The 17536-nt window shown below is 63.2% G+C and carries 15 protein-coding genes, 1 tRNA gene and 1 pseudogene; 11 read left to right on the top strand and 6 right to left on the bottom strand.

The genetic code is table 11. The annotated features are described in order from the left end of the window. Positions 1-57: 57 nt before the first annotated feature. The 3 genes from Q0L62_RS05350 to crtI all read right to left on the bottom strand — a co-directional run bounded on the left by Q0L62_RS05350 (position 58) and on the right by crtI (position 5048). Complete coding sequence (locus tag Q0L62_RS05350) at positions 58-2784, bottom strand: TonB-dependent siderophore receptor (RefSeq protein ID WP_296677490.1); 2727 nt, start codon at positions 2782-2784, stop codon at positions 58-60. A gap of 180 nt (positions 2785-2964) precedes the next feature. After that, positions 2965-3546, bottom strand: coding sequence for a TIGR00730 family Rossman fold protein (locus Q0L62_RS05345; protein ID WP_296677489.1), 582 nt, complete (start codon positions 3544-3546; stop codon positions 2965-2967). Further along, positions 3543-5048, bottom strand: coding sequence for a phytoene desaturase family protein (crtI, locus tag Q0L62_RS05340; protein WP_296677486.1), 1506 nt, complete (start codon positions 5046-5048; stop codon positions 3543-3545). Before crtI ends, Q0L62_RS05345 begins: the two co-directional genes overlap by 4 nt. A 90-nt stretch (positions 5049-5138) precedes the next feature. Between crtI and Q0L62_RS05335 the strand changes: the two genes are divergently transcribed. From Q0L62_RS05335 to Q0L62_RS05310, 6 genes are all read left to right on the top strand, one after another. Further along, entirely contained in the window at positions 5139-5669 is a 531-nt protein-coding gene (locus Q0L62_RS05335) for a GNAT family N-acetyltransferase (RefSeq protein ID WP_296677484.1), read from the top strand. Then, on the top strand, positions 5666-6253 hold the full coding sequence (locus Q0L62_RS05330) for a DUF2585 domain-containing protein (protein WP_296677481.1): 588 nt from the start codon (positions 5666-5668) through the stop codon (positions 6251-6253). The genes Q0L62_RS05335 and Q0L62_RS05330 overlap by 4 nt, the downstream gene beginning before the upstream one ends. Before the next feature lie 128 nt (positions 6254-6381). Beyond that, on the top strand, positions 6382-7911 hold the full coding sequence (locus Q0L62_RS05325; RefSeq protein ID WP_296677479.1) for an NAD(P)/FAD-dependent oxidoreductase: 1530 nt from the start codon (positions 6382-6384) through the stop codon (positions 7909-7911). A 43-nt stretch (positions 7912-7954) separates the two neighbouring features. Further along, complete coding sequence (locus tag Q0L62_RS05320; protein WP_367183255.1) at positions 7955-8401, top strand: hotdog fold thioesterase; 447 nt, start codon at positions 7955-7957, stop codon at positions 8399-8401. Continuing rightward, a complete protein-coding gene (locus Q0L62_RS05315; RefSeq protein WP_296677477.1) occupies positions 8398-9120 on the top strand; it encodes an SDR family NAD(P)-dependent oxidoreductase in 723 nt (240 codons plus the stop codon). Before Q0L62_RS05320 ends, Q0L62_RS05315 begins: the two co-directional genes overlap by 4 nt. Then, the gene (locus Q0L62_RS05310) at positions 9114-9722 is read left to right on the top strand and encodes a 2-hydroxychromene-2-carboxylate isomerase (RefSeq protein WP_296677475.1); all 609 of its coding nucleotides are present in this window, start codon (positions 9114-9116) and stop codon (positions 9720-9722) included. The genes Q0L62_RS05315 and Q0L62_RS05310 overlap by 7 nt, the downstream gene beginning before the upstream one ends. Positions 9723-9737: 15 nt before the next feature. Here the strand turns inward: Q0L62_RS05310 and Q0L62_RS05305 are convergent, their stop codons facing one another. Beyond that, the gene (locus Q0L62_RS05305) at positions 9738-10916 is read right to left on the bottom strand and encodes an acyl-CoA dehydrogenase family protein (RefSeq protein WP_296677474.1); all 1179 of its coding nucleotides are present in this window, start codon (positions 10914-10916) and stop codon (positions 9738-9740) included. Positions 10917-11016: 100 nt separating this feature from the next. On the opposite strand from Q0L62_RS05305, the gene Q0L62_RS05300 reads away from it, so the two are divergent. From Q0L62_RS05300 to Q0L62_RS05280, 5 genes and pseudogenes are all read left to right on the top strand, one after another. Continuing rightward, on the top strand, positions 11017-11808 hold the full coding sequence (locus Q0L62_RS05300; protein ID WP_296677472.1) for an SDR family NAD(P)-dependent oxidoreductase: 792 nt from the start codon (positions 11017-11019) through the stop codon (positions 11806-11808). A gap of 12 nt (positions 11809-11820) precedes the next feature. Continuing rightward, positions 11821-12594 carry an enoyl-CoA hydratase gene (locus Q0L62_RS05295; RefSeq protein WP_296677470.1) on the top strand — a complete coding sequence of 258 codons (774 nt, stop codon included), beginning with the start codon at positions 11821-11823 and terminating at the stop codon, positions 12592-12594. A gap of 58 nt (positions 12595-12652) precedes the next feature. Further along, positions 12653-12726: transfer RNA gene (locus Q0L62_RS05290), tRNA-Gly, on the top strand. A gap of 133 nt (positions 12727-12859) precedes the next feature. Further along, positions 12860-13168 (top strand): annotated as a pseudogene (locus Q0L62_RS05285) (Arm DNA-binding domain-containing protein); the annotation flags it as partial. A gap of 79 nt (positions 13169-13247) precedes the next feature. Continuing rightward, the gene (locus tag Q0L62_RS05280; protein ID WP_296677553.1) at positions 13248-13553 is read left to right on the top strand and encodes a hypothetical protein; all 306 of its coding nucleotides are present in this window, start codon (positions 13248-13250) and stop codon (positions 13551-13553) included. Between the two features lie 548 nt (positions 13554-14101). Here Q0L62_RS05280 and cobA read toward each other — a convergent pair. Both cobA and Q0L62_RS05265 read right to left on the bottom strand, forming a co-directional pair. Beyond that, positions 14102-14977, bottom strand: coding sequence for a uroporphyrinogen-III C-methyltransferase (gene cobA / locus Q0L62_RS05270; RefSeq protein WP_296677467.1), 876 nt, complete (start codon positions 14975-14977; stop codon positions 14102-14104). After that, entirely contained in the window at positions 14974-17535 is a 2562-nt protein-coding gene (locus tag Q0L62_RS05265; RefSeq protein ID WP_296677464.1) for a nitrate reductase, read from the bottom strand. The genes cobA and Q0L62_RS05265 overlap by 4 nt, the downstream gene beginning before the upstream one ends. Position 17536: the final 1 nt, after the last annotated feature.

Below are 17536 nucleotides of genomic sequence, written 5' to 3'. Positions count from 1 at the left end.
GGCGGGGAAGCCTGCGCCACCCCGCCCCGATCCTGAAACAAGCCGTCTGGCCAGCTATCAGTATTTCACCCGCAGACGGGCATACCAGAACCCGCCGTTGATGCCGAACGGTCCGCCCGAACGGGGGTAAACCGAACCGTTCTGGGTGGCGTTGGTCAAAGCGTAGATGCGGTTGTTGACCGTAGCTGCAATCCTGTCCGGATAAGTGTTGAACAGGTTATTGGCGCCCACCGTCAGAGTGTAGTGATCCATGAAGGTGTAGCTTACGTCAAGATCGGTGATCCACTTCGCACCGAAGTGCTGACCATCAATGATCGCTCCGCCGGCAAGGTTGCCTTCGCGGATCGGATAGTCGTTCGAAACACGCCATTCGCCATAGTACGCTTCACGCAGATTGAGCGCGAAATCACCCATCTGCCAGTTGGCCGAGAAGTTGGCGCGGTGCGCCGGGGCCAGGTACTTGATGTCGATCAGCTGCGTAACGCCGATGACGCCAGGATCGAAGCGGGTCACCTTGCTGCGGTTGTAGTTGTAAGCCGCAGTCAGGTTGAGCTTGCCGCCGGCAAGGTCGGTGCGATAGCTGCCGACAACGTCGATCCCCCTCGTCACGGTGTCAAACCCGTTGGTGAAGTACTGAACCGAACCGCCAACGCCGACACCGGCCAGTTCGGGCCGTGCCGCCAGGTCCGCCGCAGTGACGTTGAACGTCTGCGACAGGCCGATGCGGTTCTTCACCTTGATCGAATAGGCATCGACTGTCAGCGACAGGTTGTTCAGCGGCTTGAGCACGATGCCCGCGCCGTAGTTGGTTGACCGTTCCGGACCCAGTGTGGTCGCACCAAAATACTGCGCGATCGAACTGGTCACCGGATAGGTACCGACCTGGACCTGATCGCCGTTGACGAAGGTCGTGGTCAGGATCTGGACGTTGTTCTGGCCCGGTGACGGTGCGTGGAAGCCGGTGCCGACCGTACCGCGCAGCGATATGTTGTCGGTGACTTTCCACAAACCGTTGAGCTTGCCCACAAAGGCGTCGCCGAAGCTTTGGTAATGCTCGTAACGCGCGGCAATGCCCATGCTGAAGCGTTCGGTCAGATCGCCTTCGAGCCCGAGATAGCCGCCGTACGAGTTTTCGCTGCTGCTGCCGGCGAAGGTCGGGCTGGTGCCGCCATAACCGCTGGCGCCCGGCGGCATCGAGACCTGCGAATCGAAGGCGTAGACCCCCGGTGCCGTTTCAACATAGAGGCGCTGCACGGCGTAAGGTCCGGCGGCGTAGGACTGGACGTCGCCTTCGGTTGCCTCGTAAGTTTCGCGGCGGAACTCAAGCCCGCCAGAGATCGTCAGCGGGCTTGCGAAGCCGGCATCGAGTTCGTGGCTAAGATCAAGGTTGGCGTTGATTTCACGCTGGATCAGCTTGCCGAATTCAAACTCCGTCTGCGATTGCGGCCCATAGGACGGGCTGAGCGAGCTGTACATCGACAGGTCAAGCTGCTGTTTGCTGGCAGAGACCGATGCATCGTACTTGATCGCGCTGGCATCGCCGCCGCGGAAGCCGACCACGCCGTAAATCTGGTCGTTCACACCGACAAAGCGCGGGGTGAATCCGGCCGGATACAGCGAGCTGAAGTTGAAGGTCTGCGCAGTGCCGGCAAGGTTTGACTTAACGAAGTTGCCGGACCCGGCGCACGAGCTGGCGGCCGGACAAGGGGTAAGATAGACCGGATGCGAGAACGCGGAGTTCGCGCCATCGGATACCGTGATGTTGCTGGTACCGTTGAAAGCCTGAAGACCAGCTTGCGTAACCGACAGGCGGTAGTTGAAGCTCTGATCGGCCTTGGTGTGCGCCAGGTTGCCAAAGAAATAGAGCTGGCTGTTCTCACCCACGTCAAATTCGCTGTTGACCACGAACTTGTACCCGTGGCTGGGCGAGCTGCCCCAGATTTGCACCGGACCGGGATAGTTCGGCAGCTGGCTGGCAAGAGCCGGGAAGTTCGTTGCAAACTGCACCGCGCTGGCGCGCGTTTCACCGCGGCTGGTACCGCGCGAATCCGAAAACTCACCCGCTACGTTGATGAACCCGCTGTCACCCAGCTTGAAACCGACATCGCCCGAAATCTGGTAGGTCCGGCCGTTGTTGCCATAGGGGGTCTTGGGTCCGTAGCTGTCGAAATGCTGGCCATAAAGCGCCTGCAATTCGATCCCGCTGTCCTTGCGCAGCCCGTAGTTGAGCACGCCGCCAATGGCGTCGGAACCATACTGCGCTGTCGCGCCGTCGCGCAGGATCTGCAGGTTGCCGACCGCGATCGACGGGATCGAGGAGATGTCCGAACCTTGCGAGCCGAACGACAGAGCGGTGTCACCGCCGGTGTAGACCTGGACCAGGGGCGAGCGGTTGAAGCGCTTGCCATTGAGCATGACCAGAATGTTGTCCGCCGGCAGGCCGCGCAGCGAAGGGGCGCGCACGAAGGTCGATGCGTCGGAAATGGTGTTCTGCGGAACGAAGAACGAAGGCACCAGGTTCTTGACCGCGTCGAGCATGTTGGGCGTCGGCTGCGAAGATAGTTCAGCGGCGCTGATCACGTCAACAGGCGATGCGCTGTCGGTGACGGTACGGTCGGTACGGCGCGTGCCGATAACCACGATCGAGGGTTCGTCGCTGGTCGCCTCGTCGGTTTGCGCGGTCTGCGCAAAAGCCGGAGTGGCGAGGATAAAGGACATGGCAGTGGCTGTGGCGGTAGCGGCAAGTGCCGCACTGCGCCCGCGCCGGATGGCGGATGATCGCATGGAATGCTCCGTCTTTGTGGTTTCTTCAGGCCTTGCCAGCGAAAAGTCCCCCCGCCAGCAAATGCGCGCAAAAGCTATTGCATCACCGCGTCAAGACAAGCCGCGTCGCATGATTTCCCAGCGAATTGTCCGTTGTTGTGACATTTTTGCAATCGAAGTCACAGGTACAGCGCAACTGTCTTAAAGTTCGCTGGCCTGCATGCCGAAGATCGGACGGTGTGGTTCATGGGCCGCCATACGGGTCAGCAGCAGGTCAAGCTCGTTCTCATGAATAATGATGCCCTGGTGGGCAGGCCGGATAAAACCTACTGAAATCATGTGGTTATTGAACGCAATCAGGTGATCGAAAAAACCGAAAGCGTTAAGCAGCCCGACCGGCTTGGCGTGATAGCCCAGCTGCGCCCAACTGACCGCTTCCCACAGCTCGTCCATCGTGCCCACGCCGCCGGGAATGGTCAGAAATCCATCCGACAACACGGTAAAGGCTGCCTTGCGTTCGTGCATGTCCTTGACCACGCGCAATTCGGTGCAGTCGTGGTTGGCGACCTCTCCGGAAACCAGCGCTTCCGGAATGACGCCGATCACTTCGCCGCCAGCGTCCAGCGCACCTTCGGCCAGGGCGCCCATCAGGCCCAGCCGTCCGCCGCCGTAAACTACGCCGATCCCGCGCCCGGCAAGGTCTGCGCCAAGCTGGCGGGCAAGATCGATATAGCGCGGGTCGGCCGGACTGGCAGAACCGCAGTAGACAGCAAGGCGTTTCACGTAAGGGTCTCCAGCATCAGGGTGGCACAGGCGCGCGATGCGGCCAGCGCCGAAGGCAAACCACCCCCGGGCGCGGCGGCGGCGCCGGCGAAGTAAAGGTTGCCAAAGGTCTTGTCACGCCGCGGATGATAGGCGCCTTTGCGCCACAACGGCTGCGGCGCCAGGCCAAAACCGGTTCCCTGCGCTGCATTGAACTCCAGCATCGCATCGCGCGGCGTGGTGTGAAAACGCGTGATCAGCCGGTCGCGGATATCGGGCACCAGGCGGCGGCCAACTTCGTCCAGCACGCGGCCTTCCAGCAGCGGGCCGACCGTTTCCCAGTCGATCGGCAGCTTGCGCAGGTTGGCGACAGGGACCTGCGCCTGAAAGATGCTCTTGCCGGGCGGGGCCAGGGTGGGATCGGTCAGGCTGGGATGGGTCAGCCAGATCATCTGGTCCTGGGGCAGCACGCCGTGGACGCTGATATCCTCGATCAGCGCGCGAAAGCGCTCACCCAGCAGTACCATGAAATGGGGAATGCCGGGCCAGGTGCCTTCCAGCGCAAAGTGCACTGTGAACAGGCCGAACCCATGCTGACGCGAGCGGGTGCGCGCGGCCATGGTCTCTCCGCGCAAGGTGCCGCTCAACAGGTCGCGCCACACGTGGTCGCGGTCGGCGGTGCTGGCAGCTGCGTCAAAATGCCGGATCCAGCCGCTCTGTGTCTCGATTTCGTGAATGCGGTTGCCCAAAACGTGGATGCGGCGCACCGGATCGCCCAGCCGCATGGTCCCGCCCAGGGCCTCAAACCGTTTCATCAAAGCAGCGGCCAGCGCCGCCAGCCCCCCTTGCGGCCACCACAGCCCGCCCTGACGCAGGCGCGCATGACCAGCGGCGAGCAGCGCGCTGGCAGTGAACGGGTTGGCGCCGTCGATCAGGGCCGGCACTGCCAGCACTTCGCGCAGACGATCGTCCTTGATATGCGCAGCGATCACTGACCAGAGCGAGCGCCATGCCTGCGCGCGCGCCAGTTCCGGCACGAAACCGGCCACCTCGCGCGGGTCGGCAAACGGTTCGGGCCCGGGCCGGCTGCGAAAATCGGCCAGCTGGGCTGCGGCAATAGCGCCATAGTCGGCAAATCCGGCCAGATCGGCTGGTGCAAAGCGGGCAACCTCACGCGTCGTCGCAGCTTCATCGGCGTGGAGATCGAACGTGGCACCATCGGGCCATGCATAGCGGCACAGCGGCGCCGCCGAATGAAGCGTCACATCGCGTTCCACCGCATTGCCGGTCAGCGCCCACAGTTCTTCCAGCGCGGCGCGATCGGCAATACCGGGAGGACCGGCGCAAAAGGTCAGTCCATCGCGCACTTCGTTCACCGCGCGTCCGCCAGGATGATCGCGCGCTTCGATCACCGTGGTCGGGAAGCCACCTGCCTGCAACCGCAGCGCGGTGGCAAGTCCGCCCAGCCCGGCGCCGATCACGGCGACGCGGCAGCTTTCCGGCGGTGTGCTGGCATTGTTCATGATGCAAGGTTGTAACCACCCCAAGGGGCGATGCAACGGCGCCGTTGGCGGGCCTTGCACCGCGGCGCGAAAGCGGCAAGATGCGCAGCGATGCTGATAACGCCGGCCATCCTGGACGATGCTGCTGAAATTGCGGCGGTTTACGCCCACCATGTGATCCACGGCACGGCCAGCTATGAAACCCGTCCGCCCGGTATTGCCGAAATGAGCAGCCGGATGGCCAAGGTGATCGACGCGGGCTGGCCCTGGCTGGTTGCCCGCGACGCTTCGGGGCTGTTGCTGGGTTATGCCTACGCCAGCCAGTTTCGCGACCGGACGGCCTATCGTTATGCCTGCGAAAACTCGATCTACATCCGCCATGACCGGCGCGGTGAAGGGACCGGCAAAGCCCTGCTGATCGCCCTGATGCAGGCAGCGATGCACCAGGGCTTTCGCCAGATGTTCGCGGTGATCGGCGGGGCCGAGCCGGGGTCGGTGGCGCTGCACGCGGCTTGCGGCTTTGTCCACGCCGGGCGCATGCAGGCGATCGGGCGCAAGCATGGCCATTGGCTGGACACCGTTTATATGCAGGCGGCGCTGGGCGAGGGCGCCCTGACCCCGCCGCCGGAGGAACCGCAATGACCAGCCTGCTACCCAATCGCCGCGGCGCGCTTGCCGCGCTGGCAATCGCGCTGGTCGCAGGGGCGATCCTGCTGGTCATGGGCCGCACGCCGATCTGCACCTGCGGCACGGTCAAGTTGTGGTGGGGCACAGTCCAGTCGGCGGAAAACAGCCAGCACATCATGGACTGGTACAGCGCCAGCCACCTGATCCACGGGCTGCTGTTCTATTTCTTTGCGCACCTGCTGTGGCGGCGCTGGAAACTGTTTGGGGGCAAACCCGCCAGCTGGGCATTGCCGATTGCAGTCGCTTTTGAATCGTTCTGGGAACTGCTGGAAAACTCGCCCCTGATCATCGACCGTTACCGCGCCGTGACAGTCAGCTTTGGCTATGAAGGCGACAGCGTGGTCAATTCGCTGTCCGACATCGGCTTTATGGCGCTGGGTTTCTGGGCGGCGAGCAAGCTGCCGGTCTGGGCCAGCGTGGTGCTGGGCGTGTTCCTTGAACTGTTCACGCTGTACTTTATCCGCGACAACCTGACGCTCAACGTGCTGATGCTGGTCTGGCCGCTGGAAGCGGTGCGCCAATGGCAGGCCGGGGTTTAGCGGACAGGCTGCAACGCGAATAACCGGCGCGACTGCGAAACTGCCTTCCGTGCGAAAATTACCTGCTTGGCAAGCGGCGCAAACAGGTTCTTAATCGTGCAGTTAATGCCTGGAGAGGAGAGTCGCCGATGAGCGCCACCGCACGTGCCATTTCGGAAGTGTCCCACGTCGATGTCCTGATCGTGGGTGCGGGGATTTCGGGGATCGGATCGGCCTATCACCTGCAAGAGCAATGTCCGGGCAAGACTTATGCGATCCTTGAAATGAAGGACACTTTCGGCGGTACCTGGGAAACCCACAAGTACCCGGGCGTGCGATCCGATTCCGACCTTTACACCTTTGGCTACCGCTTCAAGCCGTGGATCGATGCGCCGATCGCGACATCAGACAAGATCCTGCGCTACATGGGTGAAGTGATCGAGGAGAACGGGATCGGCCCGCACATCCATTATGGCCACAAGATCACCCGCGCCGACTGGGACAGCAAGACCAACCTGTGGACGCTGGCAGCTACGCGCAAATCCGATGGGGCCAGCGTCACCTTTACCGCCAACTTTCTGTGGATGTGTCAGGGCTATTACGATCACGAACGCCCAAACATGCCCGAATGGCCGGGAATGGCCGAATACAAGGGCACGATCGTCCATGCGATGCAGTGGGATCCGGCGATCGAGGTCAGCGGCAAGCGAGTGCTGGTGATCGGTTCGGGCGCGACGTCGGCCACCGTGGTGCCGGCACTGGCCCGGGCCGGTGCCCAGGTGACCCAGCTGCAACGCCGCCCGATCTGGTACATACCCAACCCCAACGAAAACGAACTGGCTGACGCCTTGCGCGAAAGCGGGATCGAGGAAGAGACCATCCACCGCGTCGTCCGCGCCAAGATCAACCACGAGTTCGAAGGCCTGATGCAGCGCTGCAAATCCGAACCCGAAGCGGTCAAGGCCGAACTTCTGGCCGCCGCCGAAGAGCTGCTGGGCGAAGCCTATGCCAAAACCGCGCCGCATATCACACCCGATTACAATCCCTGGCAGGAACGCGCGGCGTTCATTCCCGAAGGCGACCTGTATCAGGCGATCCGCGACGGGCAGGCCAGCATCGTGACGGACGAAGTAGACCGCTTCACCCCAACCGGCGTGCTGACCAAGTCGGGCCAAACAATCGAAGCCGACATTGTCATCGCCGCGACTGGCTTTAAATTGCTGGTGCTGGGCGGAATTCCTTTTGCAGTAGACGGCCGCCCGGTCGACTGGGCAGAGACGATCAACTATCGCGGGATGCTGTTTACCGATGTGCCCAACCTGGCCTGGGTAATGGGCTATTTCCGCGCCAGCTGGACACTGCGGGTCGATCTGATGGGTGATTTCGTGTGCCGCCTGCTCAACCACATGGATGCGCTTGGTGCAAAGCGGGTCGACGTTAAGCTGCGCCCGGAAGATGCCGACATGGCGATCCTGCCGTGGATCGAGGAGGACAATTTCAATCCCGGTTACCTGATGCGCGATTTGCACAAAATGCCGCGCCGCGGCGACAAGCCCGAATGGCGCCACAACCAGCACTACTGGAAAGAACGCGAAGAGTTGCCGCTGATCGACCTTGATAGCAGCGAGTTCTTCTATGACGGGGTGAACGCACGCAAAAAGGTGGCCGAACCGGCGTGATCGGCGCTTTACAGCCGGGCACCCGCTTGCAAGTCTGGTTTCGATGAGCAACGCAATGATCTGGTGGGGCGGCCAGCGCCCGCCCCTCGCACCGATGACCGCGCTGGGCGAAAACGCCATGCCTGGCCTGCTGGGGATCGAGTTCGTCGATTGCGGCGATGACTGGATTCGCGGGCGAATGCCGGTCGATCACCGCACGCATCAGCCGTTCGGGCGCCTGCACGGCGGGGCTTCGGTCGCGCTGGCCGAAACGATCGGTTCGGTCGCCGCCTCGTTCTGCATCGACCGCGAAAAGTTTGTCGCGGTGGGCATGGAAATCAACGCCAACCACATCCGTCCGGCTTATGACGGCTATGTGACGGCGACGGCCCGTCCGGAATCGCTGGGCCGCACGACCCAGGTGTGGTCGATCCGGATTACCGATGCCGCGGACAAGCTGATCTGCATTTCCCGGCTGACCGTGGCCGTGATCCCGATGGAGCGCAAATGACCGCACCCACGGCCTCGGTCGCGGTGATCGGCGCGGGCGATCACATCGGCGCGGCCATTGTCCGCAAGTTTGCCGCCGAAGGCTTTGCCGTTCACGCCGGACGCCGCAATGGTGACAAGCTGACGCCCCTGCTGGGCGGCCCAATTACCGGGCGCAGCCTTGATGCGCGAGAGCCCGACGATGTCACCGCGTTTCTGGCCGAGGCTGAGGCAATCGCCCCGCTGGCCTGCGTTGTTTTCAACGTCGGCGCGAATGTCCAGTTCCCGCTGACCGAAACCACCGACAGGGTGTTTCGCAAGGTCTGGGAAATGGCCTGCTTCGCGGGATTTGTTTCTGTGCGCGAGGCGGCGCGGTTGATGCTGCCGCGCGGGCAGGGCAAGATCTTCGTCACCGGCGCCACTGCAGGCCTGCGCGGCAACCCGGGTTATGCTGCCTTTGCCGCAGCCAAGGCGGGGCTGCGCGCGATGGCGCAATCTTCTGCGCGCGAGCTGTGGCCGCAGGGTATCCACGTGGCCCATCTGGTGATCGATGCAGGCGTTGATACAGCCTGGGTCCGCGCGCGGGTGGAAGAACGCATCGGGGCAGCGGCACTGGCCGCGCAGCCCGATCTGCTGATGCCGCCCGAAGCGGTTGCGGGCGCCTATTGGGCGCTGTTTAGCCAGCCACGCGCCGCCTGGACATTCGAACAGGAAATCCGCCCATACGGGGAGACATGGTGATGCCGACCGAGATTGAGTTCATCTATGATTTCGGCGGACCCAATTCGTGGTTCGTCCACCGCGCGCTGCCTGCGATCGAGGCGCAGGGCAAGGTCCGCTTTCGCTATGTCCCGGTGCTGCTGGGCGGGCTTTTCAAAGCGACCGGCAACAGCCCGCCGATGATGACCTATGGCCACGTTGCCGCCAAAGTTGCTTATGACAGGCTGGAAATGGACCGCTTCATGGCCCGTCACGCCATTACCGGATTTGCCTTCAACCCGCACTTTCCGGTCAACACCCTGCTGGCGATGCGCGGGGCCGTGGCGGCAGACCAGATGGGCTGCGGCCCGGCCTACCGCGATGCAATGTACACTGCACTGTGGCAGGACGGGCTGAAGCTGGACGATCCCGAAGTCTGGGCCGGTGCCGTTGCCGCAGCGGGGCTTGATGCCCACGCGCTGGCGGCAGGGGCGGCCGATCCCGGGATCAAGGCCGGGTTGGCGGACAGCACAGCCCGCGCGGTGGACCGCGGCGCCTTCGGGGTGCCGACCTTTTTTCTGGGCGACCAGATGTGGTTCGGCAAGGACCGCCTGCGCGATGTGGTTGAAGCGGCTGGCGGCTGAACGGCGCGCAGTGCGTTACTGCGCCGCCTTCCAGTCGCGCTTGATCTTCTTGGCCAGGCTCCACTTGTGGACCTCGGTCGGGCCGTCATAGATGCGGAAAGCGCGCACTTCGCGGAACACCTGTTCGACGATGGTCTTGTCGGTCACGCCGGTGCCGCCCATCACCTGAACACAGCGATCGGCGATGCGCATCAAGGCTTCGGATACTGCGACCTTGGCCATCGAGCTTTCCGCCGTGCCCAGCGATCCGGTGTCGAGCACGCCGGCGCACCAGTCGATCATCAGTTCGGCCTGTTTGATGTCGATCAGGTTCTCGGCCAGCATGAAGCCCACGCCTTCGTGATCGATCAGCGGTTTGCCAAAGGCATGGCGGCGATTGGCATAGTCTGACGCGATCTCGTTGGCGCGGATGCACGCCCCCAGCCAGCGCATGCAGTGCGACAGACGGGCTGGGCTGAGCCGGATCTGCGCATATTTGAAACCTTCGCCGGCATCGCCCAGCATCTGGTCTGCCGGCACGCGCAGATTGTCGATGGTGATTGTCGCATGGCCGCCCGGCATCGAACTGTCGATGGTATTGGGCACATCGTCGATCCGGATTGCCGGATCGGGCAGATCGACCAGAAACAGGCAGGCGCCCCCGCCCGAGGCGACATCCCCAGCCTTGGCCATGATGATCCCCACACTGGCCCCTTGCGCCCCGGTTATGAAGGTCTTGCGGCCGTTGATAACCCAGTGGTTGCCGTCCATCCGGCAGGTGGTCTGCATCATCGAGGGATCGGACCCGGCCCCGCCCTCGTCAGCCGGCTCGGTCATCATGAAGGCCGACCGCGCGCGGCCCGCAACCAGCGGTTCCAGGAACCGTTCCTTCAGCGCCGGACTGCCCACCTTGCCCAGCAGGTACATATTGCCTTCGTCAGGGGCCATCGTGTTGCAGGCCAGTGGCCCCAGCGGTGACAGACCGCTGGCGATCAGCACGGTCGCGGTTTCGCGCTGGGTCAGGTGATCGCCGCCCTTCAGGATGTGCGGGGTCAGCACCCCTTCCGTGCGGGCATGGCCGCGCATTTCATGGACCAGTTCGTCCAGCGGGGCGCCGTGGTGATCGCGGCGCGGGTCGTGTTCATAGGGGACCACGACATCGCGGACAAAGCGTTCCACCCGGCCTGCGATCTCAAATGCCCGTGTGCTTGTCATCGCCCATCCACTCCTTGCCAAGCCCGGCATTGCCCTCCATCAAGCAATTTAACCGCGCGGTTGAAACCGTGCCAAGCACACCGGGACGAGGAACGCCACCATGAATAGTGATTACCCGCTGCCCAACGCGTCAACCGATCTGAGCGGCCGCGTCGCTCTGGTCACTGGCGCATCTTCGGGCCTTGGCGCACGTTTTGCCCGGGTGCTCGCCAGTCAGGGTGCGGCCGTGGTGCTGGCAGCGCGGCGCAAGGACAGGCTGGATGCACTGGCCGCAGACATTGCGGCGGCGGGCGGCAAAGCTCTGGCAGTGCAGATGGACGCGGCCGATGCCGACAGCCTGGTCGCCGCTGTCGCTGCGGGTGAAGCGGCGTTCGGTACGGTCGACATCCTGATCAACAATGCCGGAATGCCCGATGCCCAGCGCGCCCACAAGATGAGCACCGCGCTGATCGACCAGGTGCTGGCGGTCAACCTGCGCGGCCCGTGGATCCTGGCCTGCGAGGTTGCACGGCGGCTGATCGCGGCAGGCAGGCCGGGCCGCATCGTCAACATCAGTTCGACCGCGCATTTCCGCTATGACGGCGGCGGCGCGGCGCTTTACGCGGTGACCAAGACCGCAATAGCCCGGATGACCGAAACTCTCAGCGTCGAATGGGCGCACTATGGCATTAACGTGAACGCCATTGCGCCGGGCATGTTCGTGACCGAAATGACCGATGGGATGTTCGAACGGATGGGCGGCAATCCGGCCGAGCAGCTTCCGCGCAAGCGGGTGCCGGTGCCCGAACAGCTCGATTCGACCTTGCTCTATCTCGTCGCCCCGTCCAGCGAATGCGTGACCGGCGCTACGATCAAGGTTGATGACGGGCAGAGCGCGCGGGCGCGGCTTTAAAGGGGTTAAACCATGCTTGTGACTGTTGAGCGTGATGGCGCAGTGGCCCTTGTCACTCTGAACCGGCCCGATGCGATGAACGCCTTGTCGCGCGATTTGCGCGCCCAGTTGGCAAGGGTGATGACCGACCTTGATCATGATGACGCGATCCGCGCGGTGGTGTTGACCGGCGCGGGATCGCGCGCTTTCACCGCCGGGCTCGACCTCAAGGAACTGGGCATCCACGGGCTGGGCGCCGCCAACGCTGAAGATGCCGCTGCCAATCCGGTCAAGGCGATCGAACAGTGCCGCAAGCCCGTAATCGGCGCGATCAACGGGGTGGCAATCACCGGCGGGTTCGAAGTGGCGCTGGCCTGCGATGTGCTGATCGCCAGCGAGAACGCCCGCTTTGCCGATACCCACGCCCGGGTCGGGGTAATGCCGGGTTGGGGCCTGTCGCAAAAACTCAGCCGGATGATCGGGATCAGCCGGGCCAAGGAACTGTCGCTGACCGGCAATTTTCTCGATGCGCAGACCGCCTGCGCCTGGGGCCTGGTCAATCGCGTGGTTGCGGCAGACGAGCTGCTGCCGGCTGCCAAGGCGCTCGCACACGATATGGCCAGCGCCGATCCGAATATGGTCCAGGCCTACAAGACACTGATCGACGAAGGCTATGCACTGCCCTTCGGTCCGGCAATGGCGCATGAACACGCGGTTTCATCGGCGCGCAATGCCCGCGTTGAAGGTGCCGCTGTAGAAGAACGCCGCCGCGCAGTCATGGAACGCGGCCGCAACCAGCAGGGCTGAACAACCCGAATCTGTTGACCGGACAAAGGCCCCTGTGGCAAGGGCCGCGCGCGCTCAAGCGGGTGTAGCTCAATGGCAGAGCAGCAGCTTCCCAAGCTGAATACGAGGGTTCGATTCCCTTCACCCGCTCCAGCCGCCGCCTCCCACAACATCCCGAAAATGCTACGAAAACCTCGGAAATCCTGGGGTTTCCGCTCCGCATTTGTCCCGCTATCGCCCACCTGTTCCCGCCTCATTTTGCGAATCTGGGGGCCATTTTGGGGGCATGTGGGTTTCGCTCAATTCGAGTGACCCCCAGCCTGGGGGGACACCCGGGATGCAAGGGATTGAAATCGTCGCACTTACCGATGTTGCTGTCCGCAATGCTAAGGCGGGTCCGAAGCCCTACAGAATGGGCGATTCCCACGGCCTGTTCCTGCCGGTCCAGCCAACCGGCGGAAAACTCTGGCGGTTCAAGTACCGGGTTGACGGACGCGAGAAGAAGCTGGCGATTGGCCCTTATCCAGAGATCGGCTTGGGAGAGGCGCGCAGACGACGCGACGAAGCCCGCGACGCTATGGCTGCGGGCAAGGATCCGGCACGCAAGGACGAACCGCCCCTAAGCCCTGACGCGCTACCGTCTCGCCAGCGCGCCGAGCCGGGACCTGCGCTGGATGATCGTCGTTCACGGCATGAACACGCGCGGCGCATGGCAGGAGGACTTCAGTTGGCTGATCGACAACCGGCTCAAATATTCCGCGCCGATCCTGATCTACAAATATGGCTGGGCGACTGTCGACGTGCTCGCCCGGTGGATCCACCGCCGGCTCGCCAAGAGACTCGGGCAGCGCATGCGCAAAGCCGCTGACTACGCGCGCGAGCGCGGCCTCTCAGCGGCGCCCGACATCCTGGTGCACAGTTTCGGCAGCCGCCTGTTCTCACTAATCCTGCTCGACCAATCGCTCAGATCGACACGCTGAAAGCTGCCTTGGATTGCGGTTGCGTAGAGGTCGGCATAAGGCCGGAAGCGAACGGTCCGAACTTGGCTATCAGGCCGCGACAGCCGACAATCGTTCGGTTATGGATTGGCGGATCCGAACGTCGCGAATGGCCAAATCGAACAGCGCTCGGTCACGCAGACGCCTGTGCTCGTCACCAAAGAACCGAATTGCCCAGATATCGCGCGCTTTGAGCGGACGCTTTGGCCGCACATTTCGCCCCGCATTCCAAAGGCACCGATCATGCACTGCGGGGTCTAAATCTGAATGTCCCATGTGACTTCTGCGATGGCCATGATGGCCAATTCGAATATAGGCCTCATTGAACTGGCAAGTTCAGTCCATGTTCCCGGCGACATCTGACCATGCGACTCGTAGGTCCACCGCAGCGTGAAAATTGAGAAGATTTGGAACAACGTCCTGGCAGACTTCCAACTCCCATTTCGTGCAGCTGCGGGCCCGGGTCTGAACCAGGTAGTTGGTTTATGGTGCCAATTCGTATTTGGCTGAGCTTGAAAATGCCGGATTGTCTATCGATCCTGCTTGACATCCACAGATGGCCACTTTGAGCTGCTTTCCGTGGCCAATCCGCTGCCGGAACCTCTATCCTTGCGTGCATTGGCATTGGCGGGAAGGCGCAAGATCGGCGCCACGCCACGCAGTGCTTCGCCAATCAGAAGCAGTGCTGGGCCGTCCCCCAAAGCGGTCTTCGCGGCGAGCGGCAGCAGACTGAGCCGGGTTCGGAATTGCCGTTCATTGCGCAGGCTGGCGTTTTCGACCATGGCCACCGGAGTTGATCCGGCCAGGCCCGCCGCAATCAGGCGTTGAGTAAGAGTGGCAACGGCCGATTTGCCCATGTAGATCGCTAGCGTTGCCTGCGGATCGGCGAGGGCCTTCCAATCGAGATCGAGCTCTTCGCCTGCGCGGGCATGGGCGGTGACCAAAGTCAGCTTGCGTGCCGTTCCTCGCAGGGTGAGCGAGAGGCCGAGCGAGGCGGCGGCAGCGCTGGCGGCGGTTACGCCAGGGCAGATGTGCACCGAGACACTAGCTGCGCGGCATGCCTCAAGTTCTTCAGTGGCGCGGCCAAATACCGCCGGATCGCCGCCTTTGAGGCGGACCACGCGTTCGCCCGCCAGTGCAGCTTTGACGATCAGCTGGTCGATGCTCGCCTGATCTTTCGAGTGGCGGCCAGAGCGCTTGCCGACATAGATGAGCCGCGCAGACGGTGCGGCGAGTTCGAGAATGTCTGGACCGACCAAGGCATCGTGGAAAACGACGCTCGCCGCGCCAATTAGTCGTTCGGCCTTGCGGGTCAGCAATTCGGGATCGCCAGGGCCTGCGCCGACTAGCCAGACGGTGCCAGCGGGAAAATCCGTCGGACTGCCTTGAGCTTGGCGTGAGGTCATTCTGCGGCCTCCTTTTGGTCCGACAGCACCAATTCGAGCAGACGGGCGATGGCCGGGCGGCACGAGCCGCAATTGGTTCCGGCGCACGTGGCCTTGCCGACAGCATCGATTGTGGCAGCGCCGCCGCGGGCAGCTGCGGTGATCGCGAGCTCGCCAATTCCGTGGCAGACGCAGACAATCGCGCCGCGATCCGGCAGCGGCGTGCTGGGGCGTCCGGCGAGCAGTTCGGCCGGAGCGCTTCCGGTGTGACCAAGCTGAGCCGCAGCCCATTCGCGGGCCGGGAGCTGGCCCGCGCGGGTGAGATAGAGCGCGCCCTCAAGCGCGCCGTCAGCGCCGCGCACTGCGATCCGTCGCATGCCGCGCGCTTGATCGACCACTTCGATTTGTTCGCCTTTGGGCAGCAGCGCAGCGGCATCGACCATGCCCATACCAGCCAGTTCATAAAGCCAGCCGCCCGCCACTTTGGCTCGGGACCAATAGAGCAGGCCCGGCGGGTCAGGCGCGTCACGGCTGACCAAAAAGGCGCGCCATTCAGGCTCAACCGCTTCGGCGCGGGCCGCGCTATTTTTGAAGCCGGGCTGGCCGGAGACGGGATCGCAGGCTTGATCGGGCAAGCGATTGCTGCGGCCTTCACCAGATAGCTGATCGGTCCAGTGCATCGGAACGCAAAGCTCGCCGCGCCTTTGGCCTGGGCTTAGCTGGACCCGGAACACGGCCGCGCCGCTTTGCGTTATCACCCGGGCGAGGCCGCCCTCGCTCAACCCTTGCGCAGCGGCATCGGCAGGGTGGATTTCTAACAAGGCTTCGCGCCGGTGCTGCGAGAGCGTCGGCGAAAGGCCAGTGCGGGTCATGGTGTGCCACTGGTCGCGGTAGCGCGCGGTGTTGAGCCGCAGCGGGTAGGCGGGGTCGTGCAGGGCGGGAGGAGCTGTCACCGCAACCAGTCGCGCCTTACCCGAGGTGGTGGGGTAGCGCGCGGCGAGGGGATGCGCGCCGCCCCACAGAAAGGGTTGCATCTGATCGTAACCCCCATCGCTGATCTCGGCGTGCGCGGTGAGATCCAACAGTCTGCCGTGCTTGCCTGCCAGCGCGGTCATCGCGGCATATTCGCGGTAGACGGCGGCGGGATTGGGAAAGGCGAAGGCCGCGCCGTGACCCAGCCGTTCGGCCACCTGGCAAATGATTTGCCAGTCTGCGCGCGCTTCCCTCGGTGACGCGAACAGCGCGCGCTGGCGGCTGATCCGGCGTTCGGAGTTTGTGACGGTGCCATCCTTCTCGCCCCAGCCAAGCGCAGGCAGGCGGATGTGGGCGAACTTGGCCGTATCGGTATCGGCGATGACATCAGAGATTACTACTGTTGGGCACTTGGCCAAAGCCTCGCGGACAAACTGGCTGTCGGGCATCGAAACTGCTGGATTGGTCGCCATCACCCACAAGAATTTAATCCGGCCATCGTGCACCTCGCGGAACATGTCGACGGCTTTGAGGCCCGGGCCGGAGCAAAGGTTCGGCGCGTTCCAGAACTCCGCGACATCGGCACGCTCGGCTTGCGAAAAGCCGAGGTGGCAGGCGAGCATATTGGCCAGCCCGCCCACCTCGCGCCCGCCCATCGCGTTGGGCTGGCCGGTAATGCTGAACGGCCCGGCGCCTGGCTGGTTGATCCTGCCGGTGGCGAGGTGGAGGTTGATGATCGCATTGCACTTGTCGGTGCCGCTAATCGACTGATTGGCGCCTTGCGAGAACAACGTAACCATGCGGCGGTTCGCGGCGACGAGATCGGCGAGTTGGGTGAAGGTGACTTGGTCGATGCCATGGTCACAAGGTAGATTGTTCCAAAACCCCTCGGAAACTTCCAGCCCGCTATCGTCCACCAACCCGCGCGCCGCCATCTCGGCCAGCAGCGCATTGAACAACGCGACATCGCCGTCAGGCGCAAGCTGCACATGCAAATCAGCCTGCTCAGCAGTTTCGGTCCGACGAGGGTCGATCACCACCAGCTTTGTTCCACGCCGTTCGCGCGCGCGCTCGATCCGTTGCCAGATCACCGGGTGGCACCAGGCGGTGTTCGAGCCGACCAGCAGGATCAGATCGGCCTCGTCCAGATCATCGTAAGTGCACGGCACAACATCCTCGCCAAACGCGCGGTTGTGCGCGGCGACGGCGCTGGCCATGCACAGCCGCGAATTGGTGTCGATATTGCCGGAACCGATGAAGCCTTTCATCAGCTTGTTGGCGACGTAATAGTCCTCGGTCAGCAATTGCCCTGAGACATAGAAGGCGACCGAATCCGGTCCATGTTCGGCGATGCATGCGCGCATCCGGCCTGCGACCAGATCGAGCGCTTCGTCCCACCTGGCCTGCCGCTCGCCGATCATCGGATGGAGCAAGCGGCCTTCGAGACCAACGGTTTCGCCCAAGTGCGTGCCCTTTGAGCAAAGCTTGCCGAAATTGGCCGGATGCGTGGGGTCCCCCTTAATCTCGACCTGACGCGGGCCGGTGACCTTCGCATTGATCCCGCAGCCAACTCCGCAATAGGCGCAAGTGGTGCGGACGAGTTTCACG

Origin of the sequence: Novosphingobium sp., assembly GCF_024642085.1 — a bacterium.
GTDB lineage: Bacteria > Pseudomonadota > Alphaproteobacteria > Sphingomonadales > Sphingomonadaceae > Novosphingobium.
The sequence above is the reverse complement of the archived record's forward strand: the minus strand, read 5'-3'. Positions and strand labels throughout refer to the sequence as shown.